Source organism: Nocardiopsis sp. FIRDI 009, assembly GCF_003386285.1.
Classification (GTDB): Bacteria; Actinomycetota; Actinomycetes; order Streptosporangiales; family Streptosporangiaceae; genus Nocardiopsis.
In genome coordinates this window covers 38,762-54,768 of the sequence record NZ_QPNC01000006.1, presented here as the reverse complement: position 1 = coordinate 54,768, position 16,007 = coordinate 38,762, and the positions used below count along the sequence as shown (strand labels likewise).

Genomic DNA, 16,007 nt, shown 5'->3' with positions numbered 1-16,007 from the left:
TCCGGGAGCATGACGTCCACGACCGCCAGCGCCGGTCCGTGCGCCCGCCGCGTCCCCGGCCCGGACCACGGTGAAGCCGTCCAGTTCCAGGGAGGCGGCCAGGAGCTCGCGGATGTTCGGTTCGTCGTCCACGACCAGGACGGTCGGTGACGGCGGGGCGGGGTCGGGCATGCGGACCTCGGAGCGCGTCGACGGGCGGCCGGTCCCGGTACGGCCCCGGACCCCCTCCGTCGTCACCAACACGGGCGGGCCGCGCCCCCCGTCGGGGGACACGGCCCGTCGTGCCGAACCGTCAGCTCAGCTCGCTGAGCGCCTTCTCCGCCTCGGCCAGCCAGGAGCGCCGCGCCTGCAGGGCGTCCTCGTGCTCCTTGACCCGCCGGGCGTCGCCGCGCTCGCGCGCCTTCTCCAGCTTGGCCTCCAGGTCGCTGATCGCGGTCTCCAGCTGCTCGACCGTGGCCTGGGCGCGGGCCCGGGCCTCGGGGTTGGTCCGCTCCCACTCGGCGTCCTCGGCGCGGCGCACACCCTCCTCGATCTGGCGGAAGGCGCCCTCCAGCTGGTCGCGTACGTCGCGCGGCAGCTCTCCGGCCTCCTCCCACGCCTCCTGGAAGTCGCGCAGGCGCGCGCGGGCCCGGCGCGGGTCGGAGATCGCGGAGATCTCCTCCCTGGCCTCCGCCAGGATCCGCTCCTTGGCCTCGGCGTTGACGCGCAGCTCGGCGTCACGCTCGGCGAAGACCGCGTTGCGCGCGTCGAAGAACGTGTCCTGGGCCGCCTTGAACCGAGCCCACAGCCGGTCCTCGCTGGCCCGGTCCGCGCGCCCGCTGTTCTTCCACCGCTGCATCAGGTCGCGGTAGGCGCGGGCCGTGGGGCCCCAGTCCTGCGAGTCCGACAGGGCCTCGGCCTCGGCGACGATGCGCTCCTTGGCCGCGCGGACCTCCTCGCGCTGCTGGTCGAGGTTGGCGAAGTAGGCCTTGCGCCGCTTGGAGAAGGAGTTGCGCGCCGCCGACATGCGCTTCCACAGCGCCTGCTCGGTCGGGCGGTCGGCGCGGGGCGCCTTCTTCCACTCCTCGATGAGCTGGAGCATCCGCTCGCCGCCGGACTTCCAGTGCGTCGTCTCCACCGCGACCCGCTCGGCCTCGGCGACGATGCGCTCCTTGATCTCGCGGGCGTGTCCGCGCGCCTGTTCCTGGGCGTGCTTCTGCTCGACCTTGCGCTCCTCGGCGCGTTCGGCGAGCGCGTCCAGCCGCCGGGAGAGGGCGTCCAGGTCACCGACCGCGTTCGCCTCGCGGACCTGGGAGCGCAGCTTGTCGATGCTGGACATCGCCGACGACGCGGACAGGTCGGTGCTGCGGAGCCGCTTCTCCAACAGCTCCACCTGGGTGACCAGCGCGTCGTACTTCTGGCGGAAGAAGGCCAGGGCCTCCTCCGGGGCCCCCGCCTGCCACGATCCGACGACCCGCTCGCCTTCGCTCGTGCGCACGTAGACCGTGCCGTCGTCGTCTACGCGGCCCCAAGGGTCCGTGGTCACCGTGTCCTCCTGCTGTCGTGAGCCCGGCCGTAGGCGGGTTCGGGTCGTCGCGGCGTTCCGCACCGGTTCGTGACGGGTACCACCGTGCTCAGCACGATATCCATACGATTGGGTGGGCATCGACGCGCCGTGGTTCACACTTGCGCAGATCACCGTGTCTGCGGCGGCGCCCTCGTGCGTCCGGCCGGGCCGGGGACCCCGCCGTGGAGAGGCGCTGGTCGGCGGACGCGGCGCACACGGCACCGGTGACCAATATGGCATTACCACGCGGTTTGGCAAAGAGGCCCGACGCGTGCGGTGATCGAATGGTGATCAAAGCCGCGCACCCCCTCACGGGCCGGTTCGCCGTCCCCGCGCGCGTCGGTAGGCTCTGTACTCGTAGGGTACGTCCGCCCGGTCAGTCGCGACGGGCGGATCGCGTGCCGGGCGGCGCCCCGCCGGCCCCGCACCCCGAACCCAGCAACCGGAACCGACCGAGGACAGGACGACGCCGTGCTCATCGCCGCACTCGCCACCGGGCCCCTCGCCGCGAACTGCTACGTGCTCGCTCCGGCCCCGGGCGGTGACTGCGTCCTCGTCGATCCGGGGCAGGACGCCACCGAACAGGTGGGCAAGGCCCTGGCCGAACACGGCCTGACCCCGACCGCCGTCCTGCTCACCCACGGCCACTTCGACCACGTGTGGTCGGCCGCCGAACTGGCCGACCGGTCGGGCCTGCCGGTCCACCTGCACGCCGCCGACCGGCGTCTGCTCACCGAGCCCGCCGCGGGCGTCGACCCCGGCTTCGCCGCGCAGCTGTCCGCGCTGCTCGGCCCGGGCCCCTTCCGCGAGCCGGAGAACCTCGTGGCGGTCGACGGCGGTGACACCCTCCCCCTCGCCGGACTGGAGTTCACCGTCGAGCACACCCCGGGCCACACCCCGGGGTCGGTCGTCTACCACCTGGCCGCCGGCGCCGGGCAGCCCCCGGTCATGCTCGCCGGGGACCTGGTCTTCGCCGGTTCCATCGGCCGGACCGACTTCCCGGGCGGCGATCCGGCGGCGATGAACGCCAGCCTCTCCTCGGCCGTCCTGGCGCGCGCCGACGACACCCAGATCCTGCCCGGCCACGGACCGGCCACCACCGTCGGACGCGAGCGGGCCACCAACCCCTACCTGCGCGCCCTGACCGGGTGACGTCCCCGGCCCGGGGCGTTCTCGGCCGGGCGGCCCGGCCGAGCCGTTGGCGGTAGGATTCCAGATGTCAAGGGGCATGCCGTGCCTCCAGTCGGGCCCGCCTCCGGGAAACCCGGCATCCTCGCCCAGCCGTGTAGTTAGTGGACTTGGTAACTCATGCATCGTTACAGGACTCATTCGTGTGGTCAGCTCCGTAAGGAGCACGTCGGGCAGCAGGTGCGCCTTTCGGGCTGGGTGCACAACCGCCGTGATCTCGGTGGGCTGCTCTTCGTCGACCTGCGCGACCACTACGGCATCACGCAGCTCATGGCGCGCCCCGAGTCCCCGGTGTTCGAGCAGCTCAGCCGCATCTCCAAGGAGTCGGTGATCCAGGTCACCGGCCGGGTCGCGGCGCGCAGTGACGAGAACGTCAACCCCGGGCTCCCCACGGGGGAGATCGAGATCGAGGCCACGGAGATGGAGGTGCTGGGCACCACCGAGGAACTCCCCCTCACCGTCTTCCCCGAGGACAACACGTCCGAGGAGCGTCGTCTCACCTACCGCTTCCTCGACCTGCGCCGTGAGCGGATGCACCGCAACATCATGCTCCGCTCCCAGGTGGTGGCCTCGATCCGCCAGAAGATGACGGACCTGGGCTTCAACGAGTTCCAGACCCCCATCCTGACCAGCTCCAGCCCCGAGGGCGCCCGCGACTTCCTGGTGCCCTCGCGGCTCCACCCGGGCCAGTTCTTCGCCCTTCCCCAGGCGCCGCAGCAGTTCAAGCAGCTCCTGATGATCGCCGGGTTCGACCGCTACTTCCAGATCGCGCCCTGCTTCCGTGACGAGGACAGCCGCGCGGACCGCTCGCCCGGTGAGTTCTACCAGCTCGACGTCGAGATGAGCTTCGTCGAGCAGGAGGACGTCTTCGAGGTCATCGAGAAGGTGATGACCGACGTCTTCCGGGAGTTCTCCGACGGCTGGGAGATCACCTCCCCCTACCCCCGCATCGCCTACCGGGACGCCCTGGAGTGGTACGGGACGGACAAGCCCGACCTGCGCGTGCCGATGAAGATGCTCGACGTCACCGCGCTGTTCGACAAGACCGACTTCCGTGCCTTCGAGGGCAAGAAGGTGCGTGCCCTCGCCGTGCCGCGGGTCGGCGACAAGCCGCGGAAGTTCTTCGACGGCATCGGCGACTTCGCGGTCGAGCAGGGGGCCAAGGGGCTGGCCTGGCTCAAGGTCGGAGAGAACGGCGAACTCACCGGTCCCATCGCCAAGTTCGTCACCGAGATCAGCGACGAACTCCTGTCGACCCTGGGCGCCGGCCCCGGTTACGGCCTCTTCTTCTGCGCGAGCGAGGACGAGGCGGAGATCAACCGCATCATGGCGCCGGTCCGCGTCGAGGCGGGTAAGCGCGCGGACCTCTTCGAGGAGAAGGCCTACCGCTTCTGCTGGATCGTCGACTTCCCGATGTTCGAGATCAACGAGCAGGGCGACGTCGCGTTCAGCCACAACCCCTTCTCCATGCCGCAGGGCGGTATGGAGGCCCTGAACACCCAGGACCCGCTGGACATCCTCGCGTGGCAGTACGACATCGTCTGCAACGGTGTCGAGCTGTCCTCCGGAGCGATCCGGAACCACTCGCCCGAGATCATGTACAGGGCCTTCGACATCGCCGGATACGACAAGGAGGCCGTCGAGGCCGAGTTCGGCGGCATGCTCAGGGCCCTGAAGTTCGGCGCCCCGCCGCACGGCGGCATCGCGCCCGGCATCGACCGGATCGTCATGCTCCTCGCGGACGAACCCAACATCCGCGAGACCATCGCCTTCCCGCTCAACCAGAACGCCCAGGACCTGATGATGGGCGCGCCCTCCACGGTCTCCGACCAGCAGCTGCACGACGTGCACATCCGCACGGTCCTGCCCCCCGAGCACCAGAAGAAGCAGTGACGGCCGGACGCGGGTCAGGCCCACGGCGGTGACCGCCGAGCAGGGGCGGTGGGTACCGGGACGGCGATGACGGTACCCCGGGGGCGGTGCGCGACGCGCACCGCCCCCTCGTCCTCGGGGACCGCGGACGCCGCGCCGCGCGGTGCGGGGGCGGCGCCTCAGCGCTTCATCGCTCCGCAGTGCTGGCAGCAGATGTCCTCGTCGTCGGGGTTGCTGTGGTTGCAGAGTCGGCAGGTCCAGTTCCAGGTGGTGCCGTGGGCGGCCAGGTCCACGACGGCGGCCTCGCGTACCGGGTACATGAATGCGTCCTTGGGGCTCCGGCGAGTTTTCGAACCTGACATGTTCGGTGCCCGGATTCGCGCGACTTTGAACCTGCCGTATTCGGTCACTTGGCGATATTCGGGGATTATTCGGAGTAACCTTGGTGCGGGAATTGTGACCGGTCTCGGTCTCCGCCGCCCGTGGTGGGCCGCTACGGATGCGGCGGGCACCCTCATCCCCTACGGTTGGGGGCGAATCACCCTTTCCGAACCGCGGTTCGCACGTGTTGTGGAGTGAGCACGGTGAAACGGTGGGTCCGCCCACTTTCGCGGTCGGGTCGGTGGCCGAGCGCATTGTGCGCCAATGAGTCACACGAGCGTAACGATTTACGCCCTGGGGTCGGTCAAAGCCCCACCTCAGGCGGGGTCGGCAGCTCCCCCTGTTCCCAGCCAGCCGTGATGCGCCGCGCCTGCCCAGGTCACGCGGGTGGTGAGGGGGTCGACCGGCGGCCACGGCCGTCGGTTCCCCACCTGAGGCGCCCGGTCCCGGACACTAGAATGGGCCGAATGGGAACGTTCCGGGGGTACCGCGTCCGGGCGCGGGTGTGACGTCCGAGACGACATGAGGATGAGTCATACGTGAACGGAAAACGCGCCTCAGGCGATGGCTCCGAGTACGCGCTCGCGGGGGCGTTCTCCCACGCCCCCGAACCCATGGTCCTCACCCGGGACGACGGCGCGATCCTGCACGCCAACCTGGCCTTCGCCGAGCTGGTCGGGCTCGACGCCGCGGAGTTGGCCGGGCGCGCCTGGTACGACCTCCTCGACGGTGACGACGCCGCCCGTGGGGCGCGGGCCCACGCCAGGGCCCTCGACGGGAGCCGGACCGGGCGGATCCACCTGCGCCTGTCCCCCGACTCCGCGCGCCCCCACCTGGTCGAGGTCGACCTGCGGCCGGTGCCCTCCGCGGGCGGCCATGCGCCGGAACCCCGTGTGGTCGTGCTCCTGCACGTCCTCTCCGCCGACGACGCGGACCTGCGCGTGGTCGGCGAACTGCGCACGGACAACTCCGACTCGGTGCTCTGGAGCCTGGACCTGAGCACCGGGCGCCTGCGCGAACTGTTCGGGCCCACACCCCTGGGCGACCTCCTCGCGGGCGGGGAACGCCAGCTCGAACACATCCTGGAGCGCGTGCACCCCGACGACATCGCCCGGGTGCGCGACGCCATGTCGGCCGCCTTCCGCGGCCGCGACTACGAACAGCGCTTCCGCGTCTTCGACCGCCTCGGCGACGAGCGCTCCCTCCACGTGCGGGCCCGCTTCGTTCCGGGACGCCCCGACCGGCTCGTCGGCATCGTGGACGACGTCACCGAACACGTGCAGCTGGTCCGCCGCCTGGCGGACCGCCGCCGCACCGAGGCCGAACACGGCCGCCTGGTCACCGAGCTGTCGTCCAAGCTCGTGTCGGCCACCACCGTCGACAACGTCATGGACCTGCTCAGCGAGGAGTTCCTGCCGATCTTCGGCGGGATCAACGCCGCCGCCCTCTACGTCGAGGACGGCCTGCTGCGCACCTCGCCCGGGGCCCGCACGCGCGGGGGCAACATCGAACAGCTCGACGGCCGCCGGGCCGACGACACCGACTTCCCCATGGGCGCGGTCATCCAGGACCGCCAGCCCCGGTTCTTCGAGAGCCGCGCCGAGATCATCAGCCGCTTCCCCGCCGCGGTCGAGCTCATGCGCAACGTCAGCGGCCAGGCATGGGCGACCGTCCCGATCTTCGGCGACGGCAAGGTCGCCCTGGGCGTGTGGCAGATGACCTGGGACCGCCCCCACCACGCCAGCCGCGACGAGCGCGCCCTCATGCTCACCTTCGCCGGACTGGCCGGTCAGGCGTTGCAGCGGATCAAGGCCCAACAGGCCGAGCTCGAACTCGCCGACGCCGTCCAGCGCCGCATGCTGCCGCGCCAGGTCGCCAGCTTCCCCGACATGGCCATCGCCACCAAGTACCTGCCCTCGCGCGCCGACTGGCGCATCTGCGGCGACTTCTACGACGTCATCGAACTCCCCGACAACCGCGTCGGTCTGCTCGTCGGCGACGTACAGGGCCACGGTGTCGAGGCGGCCGCCGCCATGGGGCAGATCCGTGTCGCCTTCCGCGCCTACGCCACCAACCAGTCCGACCCCGGCGTGGTCCTGGGCGAGACCAACCGTCTGCTCACCGAGACCGGCGAGATCGTCTTCGCCACGTGCGGCTACCTGGTCCTGGACCGGGAGACGGGGGTCATGCAGGCCGCGTGGGCGGGGCAGCCGCCCGTCGTCCTGGCCTCCAAGGGCAGCTACGAGCTCTGGGAACCCGAGACCGGGCCGCCGCTGGGCGTCCTGCCCGACACCGAGTACGCCGTCACCACGCGCACCCTGCCGCCCGGCGGCACGCTGCTGCTCTGCTCGGACGGGCTCGTGGAGAGCTCGGAGCTGCCCATGAACGAGGGGCTCGCCCTGGTCGGGGAGGCCCTGGCCGAGCACGGTGAGGACCCCGAGGCGGCCGCGCACGTCCTGGCGGAGATGGCACCCGCCGGCCGCGGGGACGACATCGCCCTGCTCATCACCCGCATCAGCGAGGACGCGGACGCCGAACCCGGCACCGACCCCGACGGGGCGAACCGGCCGGTGGCCTGACCCGCGTGCCCTACCCTGGGTGGGTGTCCGAAACACTGTTCGACGACGCCGGAGCCGAAGCCGCCCGGGGACAGGAACCGCTCGCCGTGCGTATGCGGCCCCGCACCCTGGACGAGGTCGTGGGCCAGCGCCACCTCCTGGGCGAGGGCAGCCCGCTGCGCCGCCTGGTCGAGGACGACGCGCCCATGTCCGTGTTCCTGTGGGGTCCGCCCGGAACCGGCAAGACCACCCTGGCCACCGTGGTCAGCCACGTCACCAAGCGCCGCTTCGTGGAGCTGTCGGCGGTCAGCGCCGGGGTGAGGGACGTGCGCGCCGTCGTCGACGAGGCCCGACGCCGGCTGGGGATGCACGGCACCCGGACGCTCCTGTTCGTCGACGAGGTGCACCGCTTCAACAAGACCCAGCAGGACGCCCTCCTGCCGGCCGTGGAGAACCGCTGGGTGAGCTTCATCGGCGCCACCACGGAGAACCCCTTCTTCTCCGTGGTCAGCCCCCTGCTGTCCCGTTCCCTGCTGCTGTCGCTGGAGTCCCTGGACGACTCCGACGTGCGCGCGCTGCTCGACCGGGCGCTGACCGAGGAACGCGGTCTGGGCGGTCGCTACACGCTCACCGACGAGGCCGTCGAGCACCTGGTCCGCCTGGCGGGGGGCGACGGTCGCCGTTCCCTGACCTACCTGGAGGCCGCGGCGCTGGTGGCCGGAACTGCGGGGCCCGAGCCCGTCACCGTCACCGCCGAGCACGTCGAACGCGCCGTCGACCGGCACGCCGTCCGCTACGACCGCTCCGGGGACCAGCACTACGACGTCGTCAGCGCGTTCATCAAGAGCATGCGCGGCAGCGACCCCGACGCCGCCCTGCACTACCTGGCGCGGATGATCGAGGCGGGGGAGGACCCCCGGTTCATCGCGCGGCGCCTCGTCGTGCACGCCAGCGAGGACGTGGGCATGGCCGACCCGACCGCCCTCCAGACCGCGGTGGCCGCGGCGCAGGCGGTCGACCTGGTCGGTCTGCCCGAGGCGCGGATCAACCTCGCCCAGGCGGTCATCCACATCAGCCTGGCGCCCAAGTCCAACGCCGTGATCACCGCCATCGACGAGGCGATCGGCGACGTGCGCGCGGGCAACGCCGGCCCGGTCCCCGTCCACCTGCGCGACGGCCACTACAAGGGCGCGGCCGAACTCGGCCACGAAGAGGGCTACCGTTACGCCCACGACTACCCGGGCGGGGTCGCTCCCCAGCGGCACGCCCCCGACGGGCTGGTCGACCGCGAGTACTACCGGCCCACCGGACACGGCGCGGAACGCCGGTTCGGCGAGGTCCTGCGCCGGATCAAGGACGTGCTGCGCGGCGTCAGTCCGTGAACAGCTCCGTGACCGCGACGATCTCCCGGGGCTCGTCCTCCCCGCCGCCCTCGGCGAAGGTGACCTCGACGATCATCACCGGACCCCACGACAGGTAGTCGATGAAGTCGGAGCCGGTGAGCTCCCAGGTGCCCCGCCCGTCCGCGTCGATGAACAGGTGGTCGGGGGCGGCGCAGAACTTCGCGCACAGCACCTCGGCGTCCTCCCGGATGACCGCCTCCCGGGGCTCGCCCGCCACGTCCCACTGCTCGGCCCACTCCTCGTGGGTCGGCACCCCCTGACCGCGCACGGGGTCGTCCTCGCGGTCGACGGGGGTGAACACCCACGGGCCCTCCACCGGGTCCTCCTGCTCGGCGGGGTCGAACCGGACCACCAGGGTCAGCGGTTCGGCCTCCTCGCTCGGTGAGGGCGAGGGCTCCTCGGCCACCTCGGAGACCAGTGCCTCCTCGGGCTCGTCGTCGGAGAACAGGCCGGTGAGGACCCACCCGCCGCCGCCGATCATCCCGAGGGCGAGCGCCACCGTCCCGGACAGGAACAGGGCCCGGCGCGGCCGGTGCCGGGACAGGCGCCCCTCCAGCCGTACCACCTCGGGCACGCGCGCCGGCGGTTCGAGGGCCTCCCACTCGTGCCCCAGCAGCCGCAGCAGTTCCGCGCGGTCGGGGGCGGGGCGCCCCACCGTCCCGCCGTCCTCGCGTTCCTCGTCCTCCTCGGCGGCCGCGGCCGCCGCGAGCTCGGCCGTCCACACGTCCAGTACCGCCTCGACCGCCTCCGCCACGGTGGGACGGCGGTCCGGATCCGGGTCCAGCGCCCGGGAGACGATCGGACGCAGACCCGCGTGCAGGTCGCCGAGGTCGAAGCGGCCCGCCGCGGCGCGTTCGGCGATCTCCTCCGGCTCGCGGGAACCGAAGGGCAGGCGTCCGGTTCCCGCGAACGCCACCAGGGCGCCCCAGGCGAACACGTCCGCCGCCGGGGCGGCGGCACCGCCCCGGGCCCGCTCGGGGCTCGTCCAACTGGCCGCCGTGTGGCGCAGGCGCTCCGGCGAGGCCGCCACGGCGCACTCCATCACCCGAGGCCCGTCCGGTCCCACCACGATGTCGCTGGGGCGCAGCGACCCGTGGGCGACGCCGCGCGCGTGCAGCGCGGACAGGGCCTCGGCCAGGCCGACGGCCAGGGAGATCAGCTTGCCGCTGCCGAGGCCGCCGCGCCTGGTGACGTAGTGCGACAGGCGTTGCCCGCCGACGTAGGGCATGGCCAGCCACGGGGGGTTGGCCTCGGAGTCGAAGGTCAGGGGCGTGACCACGCGTGTCGAGTCGACCCCGGACAGCGCGCGCAGGCGCCGGTCGAGGGCGGGGTAGACCTCGGGCTCGTCCAGTTCCGGGCAGACCAGTGTCTTCACGGCGACCAGGCGGTCACCGGGGGACGGCGAGGTCACGTCGACGGCGGCGTAGACGGTACCGGTGGCTCCCTGGCCGAGTCTGCCCAGGACCAGGTAGGGGCCGATCCGCTCGGGATCGGCGGGGTACAGGGGAGACAGGTCCGGGGGTACCAGTACGGAGATCTCTCGGGGAGGACGAGCGCTCATGGGGGTCCTGTCGGTGCTTCCAGCGCGGGGGAGTGTCTGGACTTCATAGGGAAGATCCCATTCTGTAGTGATTCTCCCGGACGAGTGGGCGACCGTCGATCCCCCACCGTGCCCACCAGCGGATTGGTGATGCACCCGTGACCGTTCCGTCCCGAGGCGCGCGGTGGTTCCCTCCGCCGGACGGCGGCCGGACGCGATAGGGTCAGCCGAAACCGGCGAGCTCCGACCCACCCCGGGGCCCCGGTCACGATCCCGGCGGCCCGACCCGGCGCAGTCGACGCCCGCACCCGGGAGCCCCCCTCGACGCCCCCGCGTGAGGGACCGTTCACACCCTCGAAGTCATCCTCTATCTGCTCACGGAGCCCGCATGCTTACCGGAGGAGAGGTCGCCGCGCTCGTCGCCGCGGTGGTCTGGGCGGTGCTGGCCACGTTCATGTGCGTGGCGCTCGTCAAACTCATCAAACTCATCAACGCGGCCACCGCGGTGGTCTCGGAACTGGGGGACCGGACCCCGCCGTTGCTGGAGGACGTCGCCTCCACGGTGGAACGGACCAACTCCTCGCTCGAACGCGTCGAGGAGATCACCGCCAACGTGCAGGCCACCTCCGAGGACGTGTCCACGATGACGGCGCTGACCCGCTCGGTGGTCACCGGGCCGCTGGTGCGCGTGGCCTCGTTCACCTACGCGGTGCGCCGGGTCATGGGGCAGCGCCGAGCCCTGGCGGTCGTGCGCTCCCGCAGGCGGAAGGAGAACCGGTGATCGGCAGGCTGTTCTACCTCGCGGCGGGGGCCGCGCTGGGCGGGTACGTCGTGCATCGGGTCAACCGGGCGCGCCGCGCGCTCACCCCCGGCGGGATCGCCGAACGGGTCGAGGGCCAGGTCACCGAGTACCGAGGGGCCCTGCGCGAACTCAACGAGGACCTGGCCGAGGAGGTCCGGGAGCGGGAGGCCGAGCTCCTGGCGCGCTACGCGCCCATGAGGGGGCGTGCGGCGCTGCCCGCGCGGCAGGAGGCGCCGGAGCGTCTGCCCGGCCGGTGACGGGCACCGGGTCGCGCACGGTGCTCCCCGTGCGCGACCCGTACTTTTCGTGATTCGTCAGGAACACTCAGTAGGGTTCTCGGGTCCCGATCCCACACCACGAGAAGGTACGCAGTGAACCCCAACCCCTCGCAGGGGCAGTTCCCGCACGAGCCGGGCCCCGTGCCGCGGCCCCCGCGCCAGTCCGGCCCCGCCCCTCACGCCGGACCCCCGGCGTACGCGGGACAGCCGGTCCATCCCGGCCGGGCTCCGGCGCCCGGCCACGCGCCCCAGCCCGGTTGGACACCCGTCCCGGGGTACCAGTACCCCATGTCACCGCGGGTGCCGGGAGCGGTCAAAACCGTCCAGGTGCTCCTGTTCGTCTACGCCGGGCTCAGTCTGCTGGGCGGAGTCTTCGTGCTCCTCACGGCCCCGCTGGCCCCCGACGACATGCCCGCGGAGGTGTTCGTCAGCACTCTCGTGGGGGCGGTCGGGGGCATCGTCCTCGCGCTGGTCGCCCTCACACTGGGGTTCCTCGCACGCCGCCGTGGCCCGGTCGTCAGGTGGTCCCTCGTGACCTTCTTCGCCCTGGGCCTGATCCTCATGGTGGTGACGTTCGCCCTCAACGTGGAGGCGGGGCTGGATCCGCCTGGTGAGACCGGGCCGGTCACAGTGTTCTGGCTCCTGAGTCTGATCCTCGTTCTCCTCCCGTCCACGGGGAGCTACTACCGCAAGGCGTCGGAGCGGGCCGCCCCGGCTCCGTGGGGACACGGACCGGCCCAGCCGCACGGCGGACACCCGGCCCACCCCCAGCCGCCGATGGCCACTCCCAACGGCCACGGTCCGAGGTAACCCCCACCCCCCACACCACGGACCGCGGCGGCTACCGGCTTCGCCCGGCGGTCACGGGCCGCCGGGCGGATACCCGTGGTCGTGACGACGGCCGGGACCGTGATGATCGTCGGAGCCCTCCTGGAGCTGCTGACCGCCGGGGCGTACGGTTCGTACCTCCTCCATCCGGGCAGCGCCTTCCTGGCCGGTGTGGAAACCGATCCCCCCACAGGCGCTCGTCGTGCTCCTGGCCACGTCGGGGTGGGGGATCACCTCCGGTTCCCCGGCCTCCCCGCTCAGGGGCGGCGGGCCGATCGTGCGCTGGTCCGCGGTCGCCTTCCACGCCCTGTCGATTCCGTTCGCGCTGCTCCTCGCTGTGCTCGGCTTCCTCCCGGCCGCCACCTTCGGGTTCTTCGCCATCCCGGCCGTCGCGCTCCTGATGACCTCGGACGGTCGCGCGTACTTCCGCCGAGGCCGCCGGGGACCCGCGCGGTAGCCAGCGGCGATAGCCTTGGACCAACACCCGAAGCCTTGGAACAACCAGGCTGCCGCCGTTGTCGTCATCAGCACGGGCCCCGGCGGCCACCGCAGACCACGCGCGCGTGCGGTGCGGTCCCCTCTACGATGGGCCGGTCACCAGATCACGCGTCACGACGGTCCCGAGGGACCCCCACGCCGCCCCGGGCGGCGCAGGCAAGCACAGGAGGGCATCAATGGAGACGGCAGAGATCGCGCGCCGCTTCCTCAGTTTCTTCGAGAAGAACGGACACACCGTCGTGCCCTCGGCAAGCCTGATCGCCGAGGACCCGACCCTGCTGCTGGTGCCCGCAGGCATGGTCCCGTTCAAGCCCTACTTCCTGGGCCAGCGCACGCCCCCGTACTCCACCGCCGCCAGCGTCCAGAAGTGCATCCGGACCAAGGACATCGAGGAGGTCGGCAAGACCTCCCGACACGCGACCTTCTTCCAGATGCTCGGCAACTTCTCCTTCGGCGACTACTTCAAGGAGCGGGCGATCCCGCTCGCGTGGGAGCTGGTCACCACACCCGTCGAGGACGGCGGCTTCGGTATCGACCCGGAGCGGCTGTGGGTGACCGTCTACCTCGACGACGACGAGGCCGAGGCCATCTGGCGGGACAAGGTCGGCGTCCGGCCCGAGCGCATCCAGCGCATGGGCATGGAGGAGAACTACTGGTCCATGGGCGTCCCCGGACCCTGCGGCCCGTGCTCGGAGATCTTCTACGACCGCGGCCCCGAGTACGGCGCCGAGGGCGGTCCCGCGGCGGACGACAACCGCTACATCGAGATCTGGAACCTCGTCTTCATGCAGTACGAGCGGGGTGAGGGCGGCGACAAGAGCGGCTTCCCGATCCTCGGCGAACTGCCCAAGAAGAACATCGACACCGGTCTGGGCCTCGAACGGCTCGCGGCGGTCCTCCAGGGCGTCGACAACATCTACGAGACCGACATCATCGGCCGTGTCCTGCACCGCGCCGCCGAGCTCACCGGCACCCGCTACGGCGAGAACCACGACGACGACGTGATGCTCCGCGTGGTCGCCGACCACGTCCGCAGCGCCGTCATGCTCGTCGGCGACGGCGTCAAGCCCGGCAACGAGAAGGCGGGCTACGTCCTGCGCCGCATCCTGCGCCGCTCCGTCCGCAACCTGCGCCTGCTGTCCGGGGAGAGCGACACCCTCTTCCTGCACGAGCTGACCGACGTCAGCATCGACGCGATGAAGGACATCTACCCCGACCTGCTGGACAAGGCGGAGGTCATCCACGGCGTCATCGACACCGAGGAGCGCAACTTCGCCGACACCCTGCGCGCGGGCACGGCCCTGTTCAGCCGGGCGGCCGAGCGCACCCGGGCGGGGGGCGGCACCGTCTTCTCCGGCGCGGACGCCTTCCAGCTGCACGACACCTACGGCTTCCCCATCGACCTCACCCTGGAGATGGCGGCCGAGCAGGGCCTGAGCGTCGACGAGGGCCAGTTCCGCGAGCTCATGCAGCGCCAGCGCGAGACCGCCAAGGCCGACGCGCGAGCCAAGAAACTCGGCAACGCCGACATCTCCCTGTACGCGAAGCTGCACGAGAACGCGGGGGACACCGACTTCCTCGGCTACACCGACTCCGAGAGCGAGTCGCTCGTACGCGGCATCGTGGTCGACGGCGAGGGCGTGCCCGTGGCGCGCGCCGGACAGAAGGTCGAGATCGTCCTCGACCGCACACCGTTCTACGCCGAGAGCGGCGGTCAGATCGCCGACACCGGCACGCTCACCGTCGACGGTCGCGGCGTGGTGGAGGTCGAGGACGTCCAGAAGCCCCTGCCGGGCCTGTTCGTACACCGGGGCACCGTGCGCTCGGGCGAGGTCGTCCTGGACGACACCGTGCACGCGGCCATCGACACGGGCCGCCGCCACGCGATCGAGCGCTCCCACTCGGCGACCCACCTCATCCACTCCGCCCTGCGCAACGCGCTCGGCCCCTCGGCGGGCCAGGCGGGGTCGGAGAACCGCCCCGGCCACCTGCGGTTCGACTTCACCGCCGACAACCCGCTCGGCGGGGAACGGCTGGCGAGCGTCGAGGAGGAGGTCAACCACGTCCTCTCCGGCGACATCGACGTCCAGACCGAGGAGAAGAGCCTGGACGAGGCGCTGAGGATGGGCGCCCTGGCCATGTTCGGCGAGAAGTACGGCGACCGCGTCCGCGTGGTCGAGATGAGCGACTACTCCATCGAGCTGTGCGGCGGCACCCACGTCGGCTCCACCGGCAAGCTGGGCATCGTCAAGCTGCTCGGCGAGTCCTCCGTCGGCTCGGGCGTGCGCCGTGTCGAGGCCGCCGTCGGCGTCGACGCCTTCCGCCGCCTGACCAAGGAGTCGGCCCTGGTCGGGCAGCTCTCCGAACAGCTCAAGACGCCGCGTGAGGAGCTGCCCGAGCGGATCGACGCCATGGTCTCCCGCCTGAAGGCCGCGGAGAAGGAGATCGAGCGTCTCCGTGCCGCCCAGGTGCTCCAGGCGGCGGGATCCATCGCCGACGGCGCGCGCCGCCACGGCTCCGCCCGGGTGGTCGCCACCCCGGCGCCCGACGGTGCGAGCGCCGACGACCTGCGCAAGCTCGTCCTCGACGTGCGCGGGCGGCTCGGCGAGGACGAGCCCGTCGTCGTCGCCATGACGTCGGTGCCCAAGGACCGTCCGGTCGTGGTGATCGCGGTGAACAAGGCGGCGCAGAAGTCCGGGATCAAGGCGGGCGAACTGGTCGGCCTCGCGGCGCGCGCGCTCGGCGGCGGCGGCGGCGGCAAGCCGGACATCGCCCAGGGCGGCGGCAGCGACCCGGGCAAGGTCGACGAGGCGCTGCGCGCGGTGGAGGCGCGCGTGGCCGCCTCCTGAGGTCCCAGGGGTCTGACGTTCGGACGCCGTTCGGGGTGCCCGAACACGGTCCGAAGCGCGGCGGAGGACCACGACGAACACGACACGCCAGGCGGGTGCGGAACCGGTTCCGCACCCGCCTTCGCGTTCCCGTGTACCAGCGCGTGCCGGGCCACCACGGTACGTAGTGGAACACTCCGTCAGAAAGCGGCCTGCCCGGACATCCCACGTGGGTGGCATACACTCGGACGGGACATGCGGGCCGCCGGAACCGCTGCCCGTGTG

13 protein-coding genes are annotated in these 16,007 nt (G+C 71.7%); 10 read left to right on the top strand and 3 right to left on the bottom strand.

Annotation, left to right across the window (positions count from 1 at the left end):
• Positions 1 to 9 precede the first annotated feature (9 nt).
• Positions 10 to 150, top strand: a complete 141-nt coding sequence (locus DVR05_RS27250; RefSeq protein WP_232831962.1) for a hypothetical protein — start codon at positions 10 to 12, stop codon at positions 148 to 150.
• 142 nt (positions 151 to 292) lie between these two features.
• On the opposite strand, the gene DVR05_RS03545 is transcribed toward DVR05_RS27250, so the two are convergent.
• Positions 293 to 1,525, bottom strand: a complete 1,233-nt coding sequence (locus DVR05_RS03545) for a DUF349 domain-containing protein (protein WP_116244360.1) — start codon at positions 1,523 to 1,525, stop codon at positions 293 to 295.
• Between the two features lie 492 nt (positions 1,526 to 2,017).
• Between DVR05_RS03545 and DVR05_RS03540 the strand changes: the two genes are divergently transcribed.
• Together DVR05_RS03540 and aspS are read left to right on the top strand one after the other, a co-directional pair.
• Positions 2,018 to 2,698: an MBL fold metallo-hydrolase gene (locus DVR05_RS03540; RefSeq protein ID WP_116244359.1), complete on the top strand. Its 681-nt coding sequence runs from the start codon at positions 2,018 to 2,020 to the stop codon at positions 2,696 to 2,698.
• A 156-nt stretch (positions 2,699 to 2,854) separates the two neighbouring features.
• Positions 2,855 to 4,627, top strand: coding sequence for an aspartate--tRNA ligase (gene aspS, locus DVR05_RS03535; protein ID WP_116244358.1), 1,773 nt, complete (start codon positions 2,855 to 2,857; stop codon positions 4,625 to 4,627).
• Between the two features lie 158 nt (positions 4,628 to 4,785).
• On the opposite strand, the gene DVR05_RS26895 is transcribed toward aspS, so the two are convergent.
• Positions 4,786 to 4,926 (bottom strand): hypothetical protein, encoded by a 141-nt coding sequence (locus tag DVR05_RS26895; protein WP_198659026.1) that lies wholly within the window; start codon positions 4,924 to 4,926, stop codon positions 4,786 to 4,788.
• Between the two features lie 600 nt (positions 4,927 to 5,526).
• Between DVR05_RS26895 and DVR05_RS03530 the strand changes: the two genes are divergently transcribed.
• On the top strand, positions 5,527 to 7,566 hold the full coding sequence (locus DVR05_RS03530; protein WP_116244357.1) for a SpoIIE family protein phosphatase: 2,040 nt from the start codon (positions 5,527 to 5,529) through the stop codon (positions 7,564 to 7,566).
• A 23-nt stretch (positions 7,567 to 7,589) separates the two neighbouring features.
• Positions 7,590 to 8,927 (top strand): replication-associated recombination protein A, encoded by a 1,338-nt coding sequence (locus DVR05_RS03525; protein ID WP_116244356.1) that lies wholly within the window; start codon positions 7,590 to 7,592, stop codon positions 8,925 to 8,927.
• Here the strand turns inward: DVR05_RS03525 and DVR05_RS03520 are convergent.
• Positions 8,917 to 10,509, bottom strand: a complete 1,593-nt coding sequence (locus tag DVR05_RS03520) for a serine/threonine-protein kinase (RefSeq protein ID WP_116244355.1) — start codon at positions 10,507 to 10,509, stop codon at positions 8,917 to 8,919. The genes DVR05_RS03525 and DVR05_RS03520 overlap by 11 nt on opposite strands.
• A 367-nt stretch (positions 10,510 to 10,876) precedes the next feature.
• On the opposite strand from DVR05_RS03520, the gene DVR05_RS03515 reads away from it, so the two are divergent.
• The 5 genes from DVR05_RS03515 (at position 10,877) to alaS (ending at position 15,743) form a co-directional block, all read left to right on the top strand.
• Positions 10,877 to 11,269 carry a DUF948 domain-containing protein gene (locus tag DVR05_RS03515; RefSeq protein WP_116244354.1) on the top strand — a complete coding sequence of 131 codons (393 nt, stop codon included), beginning with the start codon at positions 10,877 to 10,879 and terminating at the stop codon, positions 11,267 to 11,269.
• Entirely contained in the window at positions 11,266 to 11,547 is a 282-nt protein-coding gene (locus DVR05_RS03510) for a hypothetical protein (protein ID WP_116244353.1), read from the top strand. The genes DVR05_RS03515 and DVR05_RS03510 overlap by 4 nt, the downstream gene beginning before the upstream one ends.
• Positions 11,548 to 11,856: 309 nt before the next feature.
• Positions 11,857 to 12,378: a tetraspanin family protein gene (locus DVR05_RS03505; protein WP_116244352.1), complete on the top strand. Its 522-nt coding sequence runs from the start codon at positions 11,857 to 11,859 to the stop codon at positions 12,376 to 12,378.
• 187 nt (positions 12,379 to 12,565) lie between these two features.
• Positions 12,566 to 12,853: a hypothetical protein gene (locus DVR05_RS03500; protein ID WP_157982380.1), complete on the top strand. Its 288-nt coding sequence runs from the start codon at positions 12,566 to 12,568 to the stop codon at positions 12,851 to 12,853.
• A 217-nt stretch (positions 12,854 to 13,070) separates the two neighbouring features.
• On the top strand, positions 13,071 to 15,743 hold the full coding sequence (gene alaS, locus DVR05_RS03495) for an alanine--tRNA ligase (protein ID WP_116244350.1): 2,673 nt from the start codon (positions 13,071 to 13,073) through the stop codon (positions 15,741 to 15,743).
• The last annotated feature ends 264 nt before the right edge of the window (positions 15,744 to 16,007 follow it).